Origin of the sequence: Mycobacterium sp. E3251 (assembly GCF_001666835.1) — a bacterium.
In the GTDB taxonomy this organism is placed as follows: Bacteria; Actinomycetota; Actinomycetes; order Mycobacteriales; family Mycobacteriaceae; genus Mycobacterium.
The window spans coordinates 1-15,212 of record NZ_LZJF01000137.1; the positions used below are offsets into that span (position 1 = coordinate 1).

Here is a 15,212-nt window from a genome sequence, read left to right on the forward strand (position 1 = left end):
ACCAGCGACACGGCGAGCAGGATGGTCGGCAGGTGCCGCCACCGGCTGGGGTGCGCCGGTGCGACCCGCTCGAGCACCTCCATGTTGGCGAACCGCAGCACCCGCCGGCGGCGGGCGAACTGCAGCACGACGTAGAGGCCCAGGACCAGCAGAACGAGCAGCAGGAACAGAAAGAACCACGCGTTCTGAAAGCCGGTGACCGAGACGGGGCCCAGCAGGGGCAACTTCATGTGCAGCCACACTATGCGCCAACTGTGGACCGCGCACGGCCCGCCGGGTCAGCCGGCGACGAGGTCGCGGCGCTGCGTGAACTTGATGTCGAGGCTGCGGAGGTGGGTCTGCAGCCCGGCGTCCTGGATCGGGATCAGGTGGGCGGGCTGGTCGGTCTCGTTGTAGTGGGCGTGCCACATGCCCGGCGGCGTGGTGAAGGCGCAGCCGGCCCGCCAGTCCACCCGGGTCGGGTCGACGATGTCGCCGTGCTCGTCGAGGCGGGTGCCCAGCAGCGTGTAGCAGCCGCTGGCCGGCGCGTCGAGGATGAGGTCGAGGGCGACCGACTGGTGCCGGTGCGGGCGCTGCACCTGGTTCGGGGGCAGCACGCCGAACATGGCCCACAGGACGTGGGTGATGGTCAGCGTCTGTTCCTGGTTGGCGTTGGCCAACAGCACGCTGACCCGGCTCTTCTCGTTGGCGCCCGGGCGCGACGCGATCTCCTCCAGCTTGGCCACCGCATCCGAACGGCGGAACTTGGTCGCGCGGAACCGCGGCTGGGTGGCTTCGGCGCCGAGGTATCGCATCAGCGGCTCGTCGTGCACCCAGTACATGGCCGTGTCGGCGGCGGCGTAGAAGACCGAGTGGGTGCCCGCGGGAAGGGTGAGGAAGTCGCCCTTCTCCCACTGGACGAGGTGGCCGTTGACCGCAGCGAAGCCCCGCCCGTAGAGCACGTAGTACAGCTGCGAGGTGGCGTTGGGGCTGGTGTCGACCTGCTCGCCCGGCCGGATGCGCACGAAGTTCGCCAGCAGCGCTGGGCTGGTCGCCGCGCCGGTCTCGATCTGCAGCTCCTTGGACAGATCCAGCGGGATCACGCCGGTCGGCCGATCGGTGTAGACATCCGCATCGAACCGGGTAACCGGAACCTGCGGGACGTGCCCCGAGCCGATGGGGTTGGCGGCCTTGGAGTACTCGAAGTACTCGGCGTCGGAGGCCCAATCTTGAAAACGACCTTCGAAGCCGTACTCGGCCACGTTGATCATCGGCGCGGGGATCGTCGGATCCAGGTTCGGGGTCAGGGCTGTGTCGGTGACGGACACTTCGTCTCCTTCGACTGCTCGCGGGCTACTGGGGTGCGTCCCATGTCTTTCTCGTATCTATCTTGTATCTCAGTTGTCGCCCTGTCAAGGTTCCCCGTGGTGTACCGTCACCACACTGCTGGGATACGACTTAGCTACCGGAAGGCTGCCGTGGCATCGAGTGACCCGCGGCCGGGCACGGCCAAGGACCGCGCGCTGGATTACGTCAAGACGCGGGTCCTCACCGGCGCGTTCCCGGGCGGGGAACTGATCAGCGAGGGTGACGTGGCCACGGCGCTGGGGATGTCGCGCACCCCGGTGCGCGAGGCCTTCCTGCGGCTGGAGGCCGAGGGGCTGCTCCGCCTGTACCCCCAGCGCGGCGCCCTGGTGGTCCCCGTTTCGCCCGACGAGGTCCGCTCGGTGATGGAGGCGCGGCTGCTGCTGGAGCAGTTCGCCGCCACCAAGGTGGTGGGCGGCGGACCGGCCGCGTGCGCCGCGGTCTTCGAGCGTCTCTCGGGCGAGCTGCACCGGCAGCGCGCCGCGGTCGACCGCGCCGACTGGGCCGAGTTTCTCGACGCCGACCGCGCCTTTCACGCCGTCACGCTGGCCGAGTCGGGCAACGCCATCCTGTCGGGTTTCTATGGGTCTCTGCGGGATCGGCAGATGAGGATGATCGGCGAATCGGCGCTTCGCGACCCGGACCGGGTGACGACGATCCTCGACGAGCACCGTGATATCGCCGAGGCGCTGCGCGACGGCGACGCCCAGCGGGCGCTGCACGCGGTGCAAAAGCACCTGGTCGGCACGGTGCGCGCCATCGGGCTCGCGGCCGACCTGAACTGACTTCCACCCGAATTGTGTTAGAAGTCGGTCTTTTCGGGGAAATCCTTGTCGCAGATGGCGCCCAACCCGGGCGCCGTTAGGACAGGAGCTGAAATGGTCGGATCCATCATCCTCGCCATCATCGTGGGCGCGATCATCGGTGTCGTCGCCCGCCTGGTGATGCCGGGCAAGCAGAACGTCGGCATGATCATGACCGTCGTGATCGGCGCTGTAGGCGGTTTGATCGGCTCGGCGGTCGCCAGCCAGTTCGGATACCACAACGCCAACGGTGGCATCGCGTGGATTCCGTTCTTCATCGGAGTCGGCGCCGCCATCGTCCTCATCGCGCTCTACGAGGCACTGACGGGTCGTCGCACCGGAACGCGCCTCACCCGCTGAGCCGAAAGCTGCGCCGCTCGCCCGCTTTTCGGGCGAGCGGCGTCAGCCTGCGATCAGCACGGCATAACGCGGTTTGATCACGTCGTCGATGATCGCCAGCCGCTCGTCGAACGGGAGAAACGCCGACTTCATCGCATTGATGGTGAACCGCTCGAGGTCGCTCCAGCCGTAACCGAAAGCCTCGACCAGTCGGCACATTTCGAGGCTCATCGTGGTATCGCTCATCAGCCGGTTGTCGGTGTTCACGGTCACCCGGAACCGGGTGCGGGCCAGCAGGTCGAACGGGTGGTCCGCGATACTTTTCACCGCGCCGGTCTGCACGTTGGAGCTCGGGCATAGCTCCAACGGAATTCGCTTGTCCCGCAAAATGGATGCCAGCCTGCCGAGCCGGACCCGGCCGTCGCCGAGGACGTCGATATCGTCGACGATCCGCACCCCGTGGCCCAGGCGGTCGGCGCCGCAGAACGCGATCGCCTCGTGGATGGACGGCAGCCCGAACGCCTCCCCCGCGTGAATGGTGAAGCGCGCGTTGTGGTCTCGCATGTACTCGAAGGCATCCAGGTGCCGCGTGGGCGGGTTGCCGGCCTCGGCGCCGGCGATGTCGAATCCGACAACTCCCCTGTCCCGGAACCGGATTGCCAGCGCGGCGATCTCCCGGGACACCGCGGCGTGCCGCATGGCCGTGACCAGCAGCCGCACCACGATCGGCCGGCCCGCGGCGGCGCAGGCCTTTTCGCCGTCGGCGAAGCCGGCCAGCACGGCGTCGACGATCTCGTCGAAGGACAGCCCACGGTCGATGTGCAGCTCGGGCGCGAATCGGATCTCGGCGTAGACGACCGAGTCGGCGGCCAGGTCCTCCACGCATTCGTAGGCGACGCGATGCAGAGCGTCGGCGGTCTGCATCACCGCAACGGTGTGCGAGAAGGGCTCCAGGTAGCGCTCCAGCGAGCCGCTGTGCGAGCGGGTGCGAAACCAGGTCGCCAGCTCGTCGACGTCGGTGGTGGGCAGCCCGTCGTAGCCGGTCTGGCCGGCGATCTCGACCACGGTCGACGGGCGCAGCCCGCCGTCGAGGTGATCGTGCAGCAGCGCCTTGGGCGCCTTCTTGATCTGCTCGAGGCCCAGGGGTGTGGTCACTTGACGATCCGATCGATGATCAGCGGGCGCGAGACCGGTGGCGTGTCGCCGACGCTGTAGCCGCCGTCCAGTTCGGCCAGCGCCGCGGCGAAGCGCTCCGGCGCGTCGGTGTAGAGGGTGAACAGCGGCGCACCGGCCGCGACCGGTTCGCCGGGGCGGCGGTGGATCCGGATGCCGGCGCCGGCCTGCACCCGTTCGCCCGGACGGGACCTGCCCGCACCGAGCCGCCAAGCCGCCAGCCCCACTGCCATCGCGTCGATATCGCCCATTGTGCCGCCCCGGGGGGCGGTCACGGTGTCGGAATGCGCACCGATCGGCAACGGAACCGACAAATCGCCGCCCTGGGCGGCGATGAGCCGGCGGAACCGGTCCATCGCTGTGCCGTCGCGCAGCGTCTCGGCGGGGTCGCGACCGTCGACCCCCGCCAGCTCGAGCATCTCGGCGGCCAGCCGCAACGTCAGCTCGACCACGTCGGGCGGGCCGCCGCCGGCCAGCACGTCCAACGACTCTTCGACCTCGAGGGCGTTGCCCACGGTCGCGCCCAGCGGGCGGTTCATGTCGGTCAACAGCGCGCGGGTGGGCACCCCGTGCGCCGCACCCAGCTCGACCATGGTGTGGGCCAGTTCGCGGCACCGGTCCGCGGAGCGCAGCAGCGCCCCGGCCCCGACCTTCACGTCGAGCACCAGCGCGCCGGTCCCCTCGGCCAGCTTCTTGCTCATCACCGAGCTGGCGATCAGCGGCAGCGACTCGACGGTGGCGGTGACGTCGCGCAGGGCGTACAGCTTGGCGTCGGCCGGCGCCAGCTCTCCGGCCGCGAAGATGGCCGCGCCGACATCGCGGAGTTGGTCGCGCACGCGCCGGTTGGACAGGGCGGCGGTGAACCCGGCGATGGACTCGAGCTTGTCCAGGGTGCCGCCGGTGTGCCCGAGCCCCCGCCCCGAAGCCTGTGGCACCGCGGCGCCGCAGGCGGCCACGACGGCCACCAGGGGCAGCGTGATCTTGTCCCCGACGCCCCCCGTGGAGTGCTTGTCCACGGTCGGCACCCCCAGGTCGCGGAAGTCGAGCCGCTCGCCGGACGCCAGCATCGCCGCGGTCCAGCTGGCGGTCTCGCCGCGGTCCATGCCGCGCAGGAAGATCGCCATCAGCAGCGCCGACATCTGCTCCTCGGCGACCCGGCCGCGGGTGTAGGCGTCGATGACCCATTCGATGGCGGCGTCGGACAGCCGGCCGCCGTCGCGCTTGGTTCTGATCACCGTGGGCGCGTCGAATGTGTAGTCGGTCAACGGGGTTCCCGCGGCAGGTCGGCGCTGAAGGCGTCGGGCAGGAGCTCGCCGAGCCGGCGCGGCCCGGCCGGATGATCGACCAGCAGGTCGGGGCCGCCGTGCTCCAGCAGCAGCTGGCGGCACCTCCCGCACGGCATCAGCGGCGCCCCCAGCCCGTCGACGCAGGCCAGCGCGATCAGCCGGCCGCCTCCCGTCGCGTGTAGGGCGCACACCACACCGCATTCGGCACAGAGACCAAGGCCATATGAGATGTTTTCCACATTGCAGCCGGTGACCACGCGCCCGTCGTCGACCAGCGCGGCCGCGCCCACCGGGAACCGCGAGTACGGCGCGTAGGCCCCCGCCGCAGCGCTGATTGCCTTGTCGCGCAACATGTTCCAATCGACATCAGGCATATCGCAACCCCGCTCGGCTTTTGCCACGTCAGACGGCCAGCCTAACCCTGACACGTCACTTCGCTTGGCGGACTGTGCGGCGCAGGCGGTCCGCCGGCCGGGTTAGGCTGAACTGCCCCGATGTCAGAAGGCGGTGAGGACTGGGTGACCACACAGGCGACAACCGCGGATCCGGCAAAAGAATCTGCACCCTCGCGCAAGCGGCGTCCACCCCGAACCCTGTATCGGGGCGACCCGGGCATGTGGTCGTGGGTGTTGCATCGCATCAGCGGCGCGACCATCTTCTTCTTCCTGTTCGTCCACGTGCTGGACGCCGCGATGCTGCGGGTCAGCCCGCAGACCTACAACGCGGTGATCCACGACTATCAGACCCCGGTCGTCGGCCTGATGGAGTACGGGCTGGTGGCCGCGGTGGCATTCCACGGGCTGAACGGCATCCGCGTCATCCTCATCGACTTCTGGTCCGAGGGCACCCGCTACCAGAAGCTGATGTTCTGGATCGTCGGCGTCGTCTTCCTGCTGCTCATGGTTCCGGCCGGGGTTGTCACCGGCATCCATATCTGGGAGCACCTCCGATGAGCTCCCCGGACCTGCAACTGGGCCGGGGCCAGGTCGCGCCGGTGCACCAGCGCAGCCACGACCGGCCGGCCAGCCTCGACAACCCGCGCTCGCCGCGGCGCCGGGCCGGCATCCCCAACTTCGAGAAGTTCGCGTGGCTGTTCATGCGGTTCTCCGGGGTCGCGCTGATCATCCTGGCCGTCGGGCACCTGTTCATCATGCTGATGTGGGACAACGGCGTTTACCGCATCGACTTCAACTACGTGGCGCAGCGCTGGGCCTCGCCGTTCTGGCAATTCTGGGATCTGGCGCTGTTGTGGCTGGCGCAGCTGCACGGCGGCAACGGCCTGCGCACCATCATCGACGACTACAGCCGCAAGGACAGCACCCGCTTCTGGCTCAACAGCCTGCTGCTGCTGTCGATGGGTTTCACGTTGGTGCTCGGCACCTACGTGCTGGTGACATTCGACCCGAACATCGGAGGCTGACCGGTGATCCAGCAACACCGCTACGACGTGGTGATCGTCGGCGCCGGCGGCGCCGGCATGCGCGCGGCGGTGGAAGCCGGCCCACGCGTGCGGACCGCGGTGCTGACCAAGCTCTACCCCACCCGCAGCCACACCGGCGCCGCCCAGGGCGGGATGTGCGCGGCGCTGGCCAACGTCGAGGACGACAACTGGGAATGGCACACCTTCGACACCGTCAAGGGCGGCGACTACCTCGCCGACCAGGACGCGGTGGAGATCATGTGCAAGGAAGCCATCGACGCGGTGCTCGACCTCGAGAAGATGGGCATGCCGTTCAACCGCACCCCCGAGGGCCGCATCGACCAGCGCCGGTTCGGCGGGCACACCCGCGAACACGGTAAGGCCCCGGTGCGCCGGGCGTGTTATGCCGCCGATCGCACCGGCCACATGATCTTGCAGACCCTCTATCAGAACTGCGTCAAGCACGACGTGCAGTTCTTCAACGAGTTCTACGCGCTGGACCTGGTTTTGACGCAGACGCCGAGCGGCCCGGTGGCCACCGGCGTGGTGGCCTACGAGTTGGCCACCGGCGAGATCCACGTCTTTCACGCCAAGGCCGTGGTGCTGGCGACCGGCGGGTCGGGCCGGATGTACAAGACCACCTCCAACGCGCACACGCTCACCGGTGACGGCATCGGGATCGTGTTCCGCAAGGGACTTCCGTTGGAGGACATGGAGTTTCACCAGTTCCACCCGACGGGCCTGGCCGGGCTGGGCATCCTGATCTCCGAGGCCGTGCGCGGCGAGGGCGGCCGCCTGCTCAACGGGGAGGGCGAGCGGTTCATGGAGCGCTACGCGCCGACGATCGTCGACCTGGCGCCGCGCGACATCGTCGCCCGCTCGATGGTTTTGGAGGTGCTCGAAGGCCGCGGTGCCGGCCCGCACAAGGACTACGTCTACATCGACGTCCGTCACCTCGGCGAGGACGTGCTCGAGGCCAAGCTGCCCGACATCACCGAATTCGCCCGCACCTATCTGGGCGTGGACCCGGTGCACGAACTGGTCCCGGTCTACCCGACGTGTCACTACGTGATGGGCGGCATCCCCACCACCGTCACCGGACAGGTGTTGCGGGACAACACTTCTACCGTGCCCGGCCTGTATGCGGCCGGCGAATGCGCGTGCGTGTCGGTGCACGGGGCCAACCGGCTGGGCACCAACTCGCTGCTGGACATCAACGTCTTCGGCCGTCGCGCCGGGATCGCCGCCGCGGACTACGCCGACGGGCACGACTTCGTCGACATGCCGCCCAACCCCGAGGCGATGGTGGTCGGCTGGGTCGGCGACATCCTCAACGAGCACGGCAACGAGCGCGTGGCCGACATCCGCGGCGCGCTGCAGCAGTCGATGGACAACAACGCCGCGGTGTTCCGCACCGAGGAGACGCTGAAGCAGGCGCTCACCGACATCCATGCGCTCAAGGAGCGTTATTCCCGAATCACCGTGCACGACAAGGGAAAGCGCTTCAACAGCGACCTGCTGGAGGCCATCGAGCTGGGCTTCCTGCTGGAGCTGGCCGAGGTCACCGTGGTCGGCGCGCTGAACCGCAAGGAGTCCCGGGGAGGGCATGCCAGGGAGGACTACCCGAACCGCGACGACGTCAACTACATGCGCCACACCATGGCCTACAAGCAGGGCACTGATCTGCTGAGCGACATCGCGCTGGACTTCAAGCCCGTCGTGCAGACCCGCTACGAACCGAAGGAACGGAAGTACTGATGACTGCAGGCGAGTCCGTCGAGCCCCGCGTGGAGCCGCCACTTCCGCCCATCCCCGAGGGCGCCGTGCTGGTGACTTTGAAGATCGCACGGTTCAACCCCGACAATCCCGACGCGTTCGCGGAAACCGGTGGCTGGCAGAGCTTTCGGGTGCCGTGCCTGCCCAGTGACCGGCTGCTCAACCTGCTGATCTACATCAAGAGCTACCTGGACGGCACGCTGACCTTCCGGCGGTCCTGCGCCCACGGGGTGTGCGGCTCGGACGCGATGCGCATCAACGGTGTGAACCGGCTGGCCTGCAAGGTGCTGATGCGCGACCTGCTGCCCGAGAAGAAGGGCAAGCAACTGACCATCACGGTGGAACCCATCCGTGGCCTGCCGGTGGAGAAGGACCTGGTGGTCAACATGGAGCCCTTCTTCGACGCCTACCGCGCGGTCAAGCCCTACCTGGTCACCAGTGGGAATCCGCCGACGCGGGAACGCATTCAGAGCCCCACCGACCGTGCCCGCTACGACGACACCACCAAGTGCATTCTGTGCGCGGCCTGCACCACCAGCTGTCCGGTGTTCTGGCACGAGGGCAGTTACTACGGCCCGGCGGCGATCGTCAACGCGCACCGCTTCATCTTCGACAGCCGCGACGAGGCGGCCGCCGAGCGCCTCGACATCCTCAACGAGGTGGACGGCGTGTGGCGGTGCCGCACCACGTTCAACTGCACCGAGTGCTGCCCGCGCGGCATCCAGATCACCAAGGCGATCCAAGAGGTCAAGCGCGCGCTGATGTTCACGCGCTAGGCCTCCGCGGAAACATCCACCACAGAAGCACCGCGTCGATACCATTACCCGCTTCCCGAATTTGATATCGCGGGTGATATCGAGTTCCAAAGTCGCCCAATGGTCAGAAAGCCCGTCACACTTTCGCGACCTGTCTCGTCTGAGGGGTATGACACAGAAAACTCGCATCGAGCCCCTGTCCCCCCAGCGTGCCGGGCTGCTGACCCGCGTGATGTACCGGATCGCCAAGCGGCGCTACGGTCAGGTCCCCGAGCCCTTCACCGTGACGGCCCACCATCGCAAGCTGATGATCGCCGGCGCCGTGCACGAGACGATGCTCGACCGCGCGTCCAAGGCGTTGCCGGTCAGCGTGCGTGAGCTGGCGGTGTTGTGGACCGCGCGCAGCGTGGGCTGTTCTTGGTGCGTCGACTTCGGGTCGATGCTGCAGCGCCTGGACGGCCTCGACATCGAGCGGCTCAAGGAGATCGACGATTACGCCACCTCGTCGGCATTCACCGACAACGAGCGCGCCGCGATCCGCTACGCCGACGCGATGACGACCGACCCGCACACCGTCACCGACGAGCAGGTCGCCGACCTGAGGGCCCGGTTCGGCGATGCCGGTGTGATCGAGCTGACCTATCAGATCGGCGTGGAGAACATGCGGGCCCGGATGAACACCGCGCTGGGCATCACCGAGCAGGGCTTCAACTCCGGGGACGCCTGCCGCGTGCCGTGGGCTAGCGAGGTCGCAGCGGAGAGCCGGTGAACTTGTCCGGGTTGGCGATATCCCAAAGCGCGCAGACCTTTCCGTCGCGCACCGTGAACACCGTGATCCGCGGCAGCATCTCCCGGTAGCCGTCGGACGCGGGGCAGCCTGCGGTGTAGACGCCCAGTTCGCCGTTGACCAGCCCCAGCTGATACGAGGTGAACATCGCCGGTCCGTAGCGCTGCGCCAGGCCCAGCATGAACCGCACCACCTTGTCCGGGCCGTGGATGGTCTGAACGGCCGTGGGCGCCTTGCCATTCGAATCGCCGGTGAAGGTGACGTCGGGATGCAGCAACGAGACCACGGTGTCCAGGTCGCCCGCGGCCATCGCGGCCAGCAGCCGGCCGACCACCTCGTCGTGCGACGGGTCGGGCTTGGGCGGCGGCTCCGCCGTGACGGCCTTGCGGGCCCGCGAGGCCAGCTGCCGGGCGCCGGCCTCGCTGGTGCCCAGCACGTCGGCCACTTCGGCGAAGGGCACCGCGAAGCCGTCGTGCAGCACGAAGGCGACCCGCTGATCGGGCGACAGGCGTTCGAGCACCACCATCGCCGCGTACCGGGCGTCCTCGCGGGCCACCACGGCGGCCAGCGGATCCGTGGGGTCGAGCCCGGTCACCACCGGCTCCGGCAGCCAGTTGCCGGTGTAGGTCTCGCGCCGGTGCGCGGCCGAGCGCAGCTTGTCCAGGCCCAGCCGGCTCACCACCGTGGTCAGCCATGCCCGCGGATCGGCGATCGTGGCTTTCTGCCCGTCGAAGCGCAGCCAGGCTTCCTGAACGATGTCCTCGGCGTCGGCCATGGTGCCGGTGAGCCGGTAGGCGACCGCCATGAGATGCGGCCGCAGGGACTCGAATTCGCTGACCTGCTGCGCTGCGGTCATAACGCGAGCCTAGCGTGGTGACGGCGAGCGCCGGAACGGCGCGAGAAAGGAACCGCGCCATCGAGCCGAGCGCTACGCTCACGGTCAAGATGACAGAACACCTGTGGTTGCACTTCGCCCGGCACGGCTCCGGCATCACGCCGCCGGTCATCGTGCGCGGCGACGGCGTGCGGATCTTCGATGACCGCGGCAGGAGCTACCTCGACGCGCTGTCCGGGCTGTTCACCGTGCAGGTCGGCCACGGCCGCACCGAGCTCGCGGAGGTCGCGGCGCGCCAGGCGAGCACGCTCGCTTACTTCCCGCTGTGGGGTTACGCCCACCCGGCCGCGGTCGAACTCGCCGAGCGGCTGGCGGGCTACGCCCCGGGCGACCTGAACCGGGTGTTCTTCACCACCGGTGGCACCGAGGCCGTCGAGACCGCGTGGAAGCTGGCCAAGCAGTACTTCAAGCTGACCGGCAAACCCGGTAAGCACAAGGTGATTTCGCGGTCGATCGCCTATCACGGCACCACCCAGGGCGCCCTCGCGATCACCGGCCTGCCGTCGTACAAGGCGCCGTTCGAACCGGTGACGCCCGGCGGATTCCGGGTGCCCAACACGAACTTCTACCGGGCGCCCGAACCGTTCGCCGACGACCCCAAGGCGTTTGGCCTATGGGCCGCCGACCGGATCGCGGAGGCGATCGAGTTCGAGGGCCCGGCGACCGTCGCCGCGGTGTTCCTGGAACCGGTGCAGAACGCGGGCGGCGCCATCCCCCCTCCTCCGGGCTATTTCGAACGGGTGCGGCAGATCTGCGACGAGTACGACGTGCTGCTGGTCTCGGACGAGGTGATCTGCGCGTTCGGCCGCATCGGGTCGATGTTCGCCTGTGACGACTTCGGCTACGTGCCCGACCTGATCACCTGCGCCAAGGGGCTGACATCGGGCTACTCGCCGCTGGGCGCGATGATCGCCAGCGAGAGGCTGTTCGAGCCGTTCAACGACGGCACGACGGTCTTCCCGCACGGCTATACCTTTGGCGGACACCCGGTTTCGACGGCCGTGGGGCTGGCCAACCTGGACATCTTCGAGCGCGAGGGACTCAACGACCGCGTCAAGCAGCACGCGTCCGCCTTCCGCGCCACCCTGGAGCGGCTGTACGACCTGCCCATCGTCGGCGACGTGCGCGGCGAGGGCTACTTCTACGGCATCGAACTGGTCAAGGACAAGGCGACCAAGGAAACGTTCAACGCGGAAGAGTGTGAGCGGCTGCTGCACGGATACGTGTCGCCGGCGCTCTTCGAAGCGGGCCTGTATTGCCGCGCCGACGACCGCGGCGATCCCGTCGTCCAGGTGGCGCCGCCGCTGATCAGCGGTCAGGCCGAGTTCGACACCATCGAATCGGTATTGCGCGGCGTGCTCGCGGAGGCGTCCAACAAGCTTTAGCCCCGCTTCACCGCGGCGGCCGCGATCAGAACCTCCCGGGAGTGCGCCGCCGTCGGGTTGCTCACCATGCGCGTCACCGCGTTGCAGAGCCAGGTGAGCGCCTCCCGCAGGCCGGCGTCGGTCGTGGCGTCACGATGCTGCCGCAGTTCGCTCAGCACGCCTTCCAGCCCGGAGCGGCGGACCTGCGTTGCCTTCTCGACTTCCTTGATCAGCCGCGGCAGCGACCGCGGAGCGTCGCTGTTTCGCCGCAACCGGGACCAGAAACGATCGTTGTGAATGGCGCGCCCTCGGGTTCGGCGGGAGATTCGTTGCCGTCACGCTGACGGCATGCCCAGCGTAGTGGCTCGGCGGCGTTCCCGCGCGGTCCGGCGCTCTCGCAACTTCCGTATCACCAGTCACAGCGCGGCTCCCTCGAATCGGGCCCGCGATCGCCTAGTCTGCACAAGCAATGAACTTCCTACGTCCCGCATCGTGCCTGGCAGCGGCCGTTTTCGTGATCGCCGCTCCGGTGACGCTGGCCGCGCCCGCGGCGTTGCCCACCGCCGGCGCCGAGCCCGGCGCCGGACCCAACGCCGCCCCCGCGAACTGCCCCTTCAAGGTGAACACCCCGCCCGCGGTGGATTCGTCGGAGGTTCCCCAGGCCGGCGACCCGCCGATCCCGCTGGCGGTGCCCCCCAAGCCGGTCGGCGGCGAGGCGCTGGCCGGCTGCGGCATCGTCGCCGCGCCCGATACGCCGGCGCTGCCCACCGACGTCTCCGCCGACGCGTGGCTGGTGGCGGACCTGGACAGCGGCGCGGTGATCGCCGCCAAAGACCCGCACGGCCGGCACCGGCCCGCCAGCATCATCAAGGTGCTGGTCGCGATGGCCGCCATCAATGCGCTCAACCTGAACAAGTCGGTACCCGGCACCGCCGACGACGCGGCGGCCGAGGGCACCAAGGTCGGCGTCGAAGAGGGCGGGGTGTTCACCGTCAACCAGCTCCTGCACGGCCTGCTGATGCACTCCGGCAACGACGCCGCGCACGCGCTGGCCATGCAGCTCGGCGGAATGCAGCAGGCGGTGGAGAAGATCAATGTGCTGGCCGCCAAGCTCGGCGGCAAGGACACCCGGGTGGCGACGCCGTCCGGGCTGGACGGGCCCGGCATGAGCACCTCGGCCTACGACATCGGCCTGTTCTACCGGTACGCCTGGCAGAACCCGACTTTCGCCGACATCGTCGCGACGCGGACGTTCGACTTCCCCGGCCACGGCGACCACCCCGGCTACGAACTGGAAAACGACAACCAGCTGCTCTACAAGTATCCGGGCGCCCTGGGCGGCAAGACCGGTTACACCGACGACGCCGGCCAGACCTTCGTGGGCGCCGCCAACCACAACGGCCGCCGCCTGATGGCCGTGTTGCTACATGGGACGCGGCAGCCGATCGCCCCATGGGAGCAGGCGGCGCACCTGCTGGACTACGGTTTCAGCACGCCGCAGGGCACCCAGGTCGGCAACCTGATCGAACCCGACCCCTCGCTGGCGCCCGCCAAACGCGACAGCGCCGCCGACCGCGGCAACGGCGCGCAGGCCGCGGGGCTGATCCCGTCGGCGGACGCGCTGCCGATCCGGGTGGGCGTCGCCGTCATCGGAACCATCATCGTGTTTAGTTTGATCATGGTCGCACGCTCGATGAACCGCCGACCGCAACACCGGTGAGATCGCGGCCCGCCCGATCGCGGGGGCTGGCGGTTGGGCTGACCGCCGCCAGCATTGGCGTCATATACGGCTACGACCTGTCCATCATCGCCGGCGCGCAGCTCTACGTCACCGAGGACTTCGGGCTGTCCACCCGGCAACAGGAACTGCTGACGACGATGGTCGTGATCGGCCAGATCGCCGGGGCGCTCGGTGCGGGCGTGCTGGCCAACGCGATCGGGCGCAAGAAATCGGTGGTGCTGCTGGTGGTCGCCTACGCGGCGTTCGCGCTACTCGGTGCGCTCTCGGTATCACTGCCGATGCTGTTGACGGCGCGGCTCCTGCTGGGCCTGACCCTCGGCGTGGCGGTGGTGGTCGTGCCGGTCTACGTCGCGGAATCGGCCCCGACGGCGGTGCGCGGGTCGCTGCTGACCGCCTATCAGCTGGCCATCGTCAGCGGGCTGATCGTCGGCTACCTGACCGGATATCTGCTGGCCGGGACCCACAGCTGGCGCTGGATGTTCGGGCTGGCCAGCGTGCCCGCAATGTTGTTGCTGCCGTTGCTCGTTCGCGCGCCGGACACGGCGCGGTGGTACGTACTGAAGGGCAGGCCCGACGAGGCCCGCCGGGCGCTGCTGCGCGTGGAGCCCGACGCGCGCGTCGATGAGGAGCTCGCCGAGATCGGCCGTGCGCTGAGCGAAGGGAGCGGCGGCTGGTCCGAGATGCTGCGCCCGCCGTACGGGCGGGCCACCGCCTTCGTGATCACGCTCGGCTTTTTGATCCAGATCACCGGCATCAACGCGATCATCTATTACAGCCCACGGATATTCCAGGCGATGGGCTTCACGGGCAACTTCGCGCTGCTGGCGCTGCCGGCCCTGGTCCAGGTCGCCGGGCTGGCCGCCGTGGGGGCGTCGCTGCTGCTGGTCGACAGGGTGGGCCGGCGCCCAATCCTGTTGTCCGGCATCGCCATGATGATCGCCGCCGACGTCGTGCTGATGGGCGTGTTCGGGCGGGGCATCGGCGGCGCGGCACTCGGCTTCGCCGGCATACTGCTGTTCATCATCGGCTACACCATGGGGTTCGGCTCCCTGGGCTGGGTGTACGCCAGCGAGAGCTTCCCGTCCCGGTTGCGCTCCATCGGGTCGAGCACGATGCTCACCTCAAACCTGGTGGCCAACGCGATCATCGCCGCCGTGTTCCTCACCATGCTGCACTCACTCGGTGGCGCAGGCACTTTCGCGGTGTTCGCCGCCCTGGCGGTCGTCGCGTTCGTCGTCGTCTACCGGTTCGCGCCGGAGACCAAGGGACGCCAGCTGGAGGAAATCCGCCACTTCTGGGAAAACGGCGGCCGATGGTCATGATCGCCGCGGGCACCACGGTGCTCGACGGGCAGGTCCGCCGGCCGGGCTGGCTGGAGACCGACGGCGGGCGGATCGCCGCCTGCGGCGCGGGCGTCCCGCCCCGGCCGGCCGACGCGCACTTCCCCGACGCCACCGTGGTGCCCGCGGCGATCATGACCATCGGCCGCCGTTTTCCCAGAAGTGGCGGATTTCCTCCAGCTGGCGTCC

The 15,212-nt window shown here is 68.7% G+C and carries 16 protein-coding genes and 2 pseudogenes; 11 read left to right on the forward strand and 7 right to left on the reverse strand.

Features of this window, described 5'->3' with window-relative positions; all coding sequences use genetic code 11:
• On the reverse strand, window positions 1-230 hold a 230-nt coding region (locus A5697_RS16260; protein WP_197501031.1), incomplete at its 3' end, for a BatA domain-containing protein.
• Window positions 231-278: 48 nt separating this feature from the next.
• Complete coding sequence (locus A5697_RS16265) at window positions 279-1,250, reverse strand: cupin (RefSeq protein ID WP_067943813.1); 972 nt, start codon at window positions 1,248-1,250, stop codon at window positions 279-281.
• Between the two features lie 207 nt (window positions 1,251-1,457).
• Between A5697_RS16265 and A5697_RS16270 the strand changes: the two genes are divergently transcribed.
• Both A5697_RS16270 and A5697_RS16275 read left to right on the forward strand, forming a co-directional pair.
• Window positions 1,458-2,129, forward strand: a complete 672-nt coding sequence (locus A5697_RS16270) for a GntR family transcriptional regulator (protein WP_068011391.1) — start codon at window positions 1,458-1,460, stop codon at window positions 2,127-2,129.
• Between the two features lie 93 nt (window positions 2,130-2,222).
• Window positions 2,223-2,507: a GlsB/YeaQ/YmgE family stress response membrane protein gene (locus A5697_RS16275; protein ID WP_067943778.1), complete on the forward strand. Its 285-nt coding sequence runs from the start codon at window positions 2,223-2,225 to the stop codon at window positions 2,505-2,507.
• Between the two features lie 42 nt (window positions 2,508-2,549).
• Here the strand turns inward: A5697_RS16275 and A5697_RS16280 are convergent, their stop codons facing one another.
• Genes A5697_RS16280 through A5697_RS16290 form a run of 3 tightly spaced genes read right to left on the reverse strand, consistent with a single transcriptional unit; the run spans window position 2,550 to window position 5,319 of the window.
• The gene (locus tag A5697_RS16280; protein WP_067943780.1) at window positions 2,550-3,641 is read right to left on the reverse strand and encodes an adenosine deaminase; all 1,092 of its coding nucleotides are present in this window, start codon (window positions 3,639-3,641) and stop codon (window positions 2,550-2,552) included.
• On the reverse strand, window positions 3,638-4,924 hold the full coding sequence (locus A5697_RS16285; RefSeq protein ID WP_068011392.1) for a thymidine phosphorylase: 1,287 nt from the start codon (window positions 4,922-4,924) through the stop codon (window positions 3,638-3,640). Before A5697_RS16285 ends, A5697_RS16280 begins: the two co-directional genes overlap by 4 nt.
• On the reverse strand, window positions 4,921-5,319 hold the full coding sequence (locus tag A5697_RS16290) for a cytidine deaminase (protein ID WP_068011393.1): 399 nt from the start codon (window positions 5,317-5,319) through the stop codon (window positions 4,921-4,923). The genes A5697_RS16285 and A5697_RS16290 overlap by 4 nt, the downstream gene beginning before the upstream one ends.
• Window positions 5,320-5,559: 240 nt before the next feature.
• On the opposite strand from A5697_RS16290, the gene sdhC reads away from it, so the two are divergent.
• The 5 genes and pseudogenes from sdhC to A5697_RS16315 all read left to right on the forward strand — a co-directional run.
• On the forward strand, window positions 5,560-5,898 hold the full coding sequence (gene sdhC / locus A5697_RS16295) for a succinate dehydrogenase, cytochrome b556 subunit (protein WP_068011394.1): 339 nt from the start codon (window positions 5,560-5,562) through the stop codon (window positions 5,896-5,898).
• Window positions 5,895-6,365, forward strand: coding sequence for a succinate dehydrogenase hydrophobic membrane anchor subunit (locus A5697_RS16300; protein WP_068011395.1), 471 nt, complete (start codon window positions 5,895-5,897; stop codon window positions 6,363-6,365). The genes sdhC and A5697_RS16300 overlap by 4 nt, the downstream gene beginning before the upstream one ends.
• 3 nt (window positions 6,366-6,368) lie before the next feature.
• Window positions 6,369-8,123: a succinate dehydrogenase flavoprotein subunit gene (gene sdhA / locus A5697_RS16305; RefSeq protein WP_067943790.1), complete on the forward strand. Its 1,755-nt coding sequence runs from the start codon at window positions 6,369-6,371 to the stop codon at window positions 8,121-8,123.
• Window positions 8,123-8,917, forward strand: a complete 795-nt coding sequence (locus A5697_RS16310; protein ID WP_067943792.1) for a succinate dehydrogenase iron-sulfur subunit — start codon at window positions 8,123-8,125, stop codon at window positions 8,915-8,917. Before sdhA ends, A5697_RS16310 begins: the two co-directional genes overlap by 1 nt.
• 115 nt (window positions 8,918-9,032) lie before the next feature.
• Window positions 9,033-9,665 (forward strand): annotated as a pseudogene (locus A5697_RS16315) (carboxymuconolactone decarboxylase family protein); the annotation flags it as partial.
• Here A5697_RS16315 and A5697_RS16320 read toward each other — a convergent pair.
• Complete coding sequence (locus tag A5697_RS16320; RefSeq protein WP_068011397.1) at window positions 9,637-10,539, reverse strand: sigma-70 family RNA polymerase sigma factor; 903 nt, start codon at window positions 10,537-10,539, stop codon at window positions 9,637-9,639. The pseudogene A5697_RS16315 and the gene A5697_RS16320 overlap by 29 nt on opposite strands.
• A gap of 59 nt (window positions 10,540-10,598) precedes the next feature.
• Here A5697_RS16320 and A5697_RS16325 point away from each other — a divergent pair, with 59 nt between their 5' ends.
• Window positions 10,599-11,963: an aspartate aminotransferase family protein gene (locus tag A5697_RS16325; RefSeq protein WP_082953433.1), complete on the forward strand. Its 1,365-nt coding sequence runs from the start codon at window positions 10,599-10,601 to the stop codon at window positions 11,961-11,963.
• On the opposite strand, the gene A5697_RS16330 is transcribed toward A5697_RS16325, so the two are convergent.
• Entirely contained in the window at window positions 11,960-12,184 is a 225-nt protein-coding gene (locus A5697_RS16330; protein WP_068011401.1) for a hypothetical protein, read from the reverse strand. The two genes, A5697_RS16325 and A5697_RS16330, sit on opposite strands and share 4 nt — an antisense overlap.
• A gap of 227 nt (window positions 12,185-12,411) precedes the next feature.
• Here A5697_RS16330 and A5697_RS16335 point away from each other — a divergent pair, with 227 nt between their 5' ends.
• From A5697_RS16335 to A5697_RS16345, 3 genes and pseudogenes are all read left to right on the forward strand, one after another.
• Window positions 12,412-13,662, forward strand: a complete 1,251-nt coding sequence (locus A5697_RS16335; RefSeq protein WP_068011399.1) for a D-alanyl-D-alanine carboxypeptidase family protein — start codon at window positions 12,412-12,414, stop codon at window positions 13,660-13,662.
• A complete protein-coding gene (locus tag A5697_RS16340) occupies window positions 13,659-15,005 on the forward strand; it encodes a sugar porter family MFS transporter (protein WP_068011400.1) in 1,347 nt (448 codons plus the stop codon). The genes A5697_RS16335 and A5697_RS16340 overlap by 4 nt, the downstream gene beginning before the upstream one ends.
• Window positions 14,996-15,212: pseudogene (locus A5697_RS16345) on the forward strand (hypothetical protein); the annotation flags it as partial. The gene A5697_RS16340 and the pseudogene A5697_RS16345, both read left to right, overlap by 10 nt.

Bases quoted from the DNA above. Each gene is read 5' to 3' on its own strand.
- A5697_RS16320 (WP_068011397.1), bottom strand. From the start codon at position 10,539: ATGACCGCAGCGCAGCAGGTCAGCGAATTCGAGTCCCTGCGGCCGCAT.
- sdhC (WP_068011394.1), top strand. From the start codon at position 5,560: ATGTGGTCGTGGGTGTTGCATCGCATCAGCGGCGCGACCATCTTCTTC.
- A5697_RS16310 (WP_067943792.1), top strand. From the start codon at position 8,123: ATGACTGCAGGCGAGTCCGTCGAGCCCCGCGTGGAGCCGCCACTTCCG.
- A5697_RS16275 (WP_067943778.1), top strand. From the start codon at position 2,223: ATGGTCGGATCCATCATCCTCGCCATCATCGTGGGCGCGATCATCGGT.
- A5697_RS16300 (WP_068011395.1), top strand. From the start codon at position 5,895: ATGAGCTCCCCGGACCTGCAACTGGGCCGGGGCCAGGTCGCGCCGGTG.
- A5697_RS16265 (WP_067943813.1), bottom strand. From the start codon at position 1,250: ATGATCAACGTGGCCGAGTACGGCTTCGAAGGTCGTTTTCAAGATTGG.
- A5697_RS16290 (WP_068011393.1), bottom strand. From the start codon at position 5,319: ATGCCTGATGTCGATTGGAACATGTTGCGCGACAAGGCAATCAGCGCT.
- A5697_RS16335 (WP_068011399.1), top strand. From the start codon at position 12,412: ATGAACTTCCTACGTCCCGCATCGTGCCTGGCAGCGGCCGTTTTCGTG.